Origin of the sequence: Luteibacter sp. (assembly GCF_051958795.1) — a bacterium.
In the GTDB taxonomy this organism is placed as follows: Bacteria; Pseudomonadota; Gammaproteobacteria; order Xanthomonadales; family Rhodanobacteraceae; genus Luteibacter.
In genome coordinates, this window is the sequence record NZ_JBQCFT010000141.1 from 1 (window position 1) to 2,265 (window position 2,265).

Genomic DNA, 2,265 nt, shown 5'->3' on the forward strand with positions numbered 1-2,265 from the left:
TCCCTACACGACGCTCTTCCGATCTCGCTCGCGGGCCATCCTGAAGCAGATGCAGGAAGATGAGGTCCGGCATGCGGATGCGGCGCAGGCGCGCGGGGGGATCGACCTGCCCTTCCCCATCCCGGGGCTGATGCATGCGGCTTCGGCTGTGATGAAGGCTGTCGCCTACCGGATCTGAGGCAACCGGGATCGCGCCCCAACAAAAAAGCCCCGCTTTCGCGGGGCTTTTCAGTTACATCAGGTTGCGGCCGTGGAAGAGTTCCTCGATCTCGCGGCGGAGCAGCGATTCGATGCGCTGGCGCTCCTTGAACGAGAGATCGTCGGCCTGGGCCTCGAACAGGTAGGTGTCGAGGTCGAAGTCCTTGATGTGCATCTTCGTGTGGAAGATGTTTTCCTGGTACACGTTCACGTCGAACATCTCGTACTTCTGGCGGATGTGCTTCGCCAGGTAGTCCTGCACCGAGTTGATCTTGTGGTCGATGAAGTGCTTCTTGCCCTTCACGTCACGGGTGAAGCCGCGCACGCGGTAGTCCGCGATGACGATATCCGACTCGAAGCTGTCGATCAGGTAGTTCAGGGCCTTCAGCGGCGAGATGACGCCGCAGGTCGCGACATCGATATCGGCGCGGAACGTGGCGATGCCGTTGTGCGGGTGCGTTTCCGGGTAGGTATGGACGGTGATGTGGCTCTTGTCCATGTGCGCCACCACGGCACCGGAAATGGTGTCGCGGCCCAGCTTCTCGACCACCGGCTCCTCGGAGATGAGGATCGTGACCGACGCGCCCTGCGGATCGTAATCCTGGCGCGCGATGTTCAGGATGTTGGCGCCGATGATCTCGGCCACATCCGTGAGGATCTGGGTCAGGCGGTCAGCGTCGTACTGCTCATCGATGTACTCGATGTAGTTCTGGCGCTGCTGTTCCGAAACGGCATAGCAGATGTCGTAGATATTGAAGCTCAGCGCCTTGGTGAGGTTGTTGAAACCCTGGAGGCGAAGGCGGGGAAGCGGTTTGACCACAGCGACTCTCCGAGGCCGGTAGATGACGGCCAGCAGCAGACACGGGTTAGCAGCAAGGGTCCCCGCAACAAAGGAATGGATGGATAACGAGCAGACGACCAGTCTGCCCCTCGTTTATGAACGGCCTGAGACAGGGGGGCGGCTCCGAGGGGGTAAAATTATGGGGCAAAGTGGCGAGGATTTGAACAACTTCGAACGGATCGTCATTTATGGTGGATTTTGCCCACCCTAAGTCTGCAATAATCCCGCCGGGGACATGGCGAGTCGGCGACACCTGACGGAAAACCGTCGGTGAGTGTCGATCTTGGGGGCGCCATGCCATAGAAGCTCAACGGAATCAGCTGTGGCACAACTTAAATATCTGCTGCAACAGGCGTTCGAACGGTCGCAGGCTCCGCTGAGCTTCGCGCCCGACCCGGCTTCCATGGGCCGCTTCCTCGACGCATGCCACCGGCGCCGCTACCCGGGTAAAACCGCGATCATCCGCCCGGGCGACCCGGCCAACACCCTCTATTACGTGGTGGAAGGCTCGCTGGCCGTCTGCACGGAGGATGAGGAAGGCCGTGAGCTGATCCTGGCTTATATCAACCGCGGCCAGTTCATCGGGGAAATGGGCCTGTTCGTGGAGCAGGCGCAGCGCGAGTCGCTGGTCCGTACCCGTACGGCCGTGGAAATGGCGGAAATCAGCTACGAGCGGCTGTTCCAGCTGCTCGAGGGCCCGCTGGCCGCCGAATGCCCGAAGCTGCTCTTCGCGATCGGCTCCCAGCTGACCCACCGCCTGCTGCGCACATCGCGCCAGGTAAGCCGCATGGCCTTCATGGATGTGACCAACCGTGTCTCGCGCACCCTCCTGGACCTTTGCCAGGAGCCGGACGCCATGACCCACCCGGATGGCACCCAGATCCGCATCTCCCGCCAGGAAGTGAGCCGGATCGTCGGCTGCTCCCGCGAAATGGTCGGCCGCGTGCTCAAGCAGCTCGAGGAAGAGCGAATGATCGACGTGTCCGGCAAGACCATCGTGGTCCGCGGCACCCGCTAAGGCCCCAGGGGCCCCGCTCAGGGGCCCTGGAACACCATGTAGACGTCCGCCCGCTCGTAATGGGAGCCCGGGCGGATCGCCTGCTGCCTGACGAAACCGGCCCGCTCGTACATACCGAGCGCCCGGCCAAGGCGGCTGTTCGATTCAAGGAACAGGCGCTTGCCGCCGCGCTCGCGGAAGGTGGCGATGGCGGCATCCAGCAGGAGCC

2 protein-coding genes and 1 pseudogene are annotated in these 2,265 nt (G+C 62.4%); 1 reads left to right on the forward strand and 2 read right to left on the reverse strand.

Going from position 1 to position 2,265, the window contains the following annotated elements; genetic code table 11:
* Window positions 1-232: 232 nt before the first annotated feature.
* A complete protein-coding gene (speD, locus tag ACTHLF_RS07800) occupies window positions 233-1,018 on the reverse strand; it encodes an adenosylmethionine decarboxylase (protein ID WP_036109987.1) in 786 nt (261 codons plus the stop codon).
* 343 nt (window positions 1,019-1,361) lie between these two features.
* Here speD and crp point away from each other — a divergent pair, with 343 nt between their 5' ends.
* The gene (crp, locus tag ACTHLF_RS07805; RefSeq protein ID WP_440326331.1) at window positions 1,362-2,057 is read left to right on the forward strand and encodes a cAMP-activated global transcriptional regulator CRP; all 696 of its coding nucleotides are present in this window, start codon (window positions 1,362-1,364) and stop codon (window positions 2,055-2,057) included.
* A 17-nt stretch (window positions 2,058-2,074) separates the two neighbouring features.
* Here crp and ACTHLF_RS07810 read toward each other — a convergent pair.
* Window positions 2,075-2,265: pseudogene (locus ACTHLF_RS07810) on the reverse strand (bifunctional helix-turn-helix transcriptional regulator/GNAT family N-acetyltransferase); the annotation flags it as partial.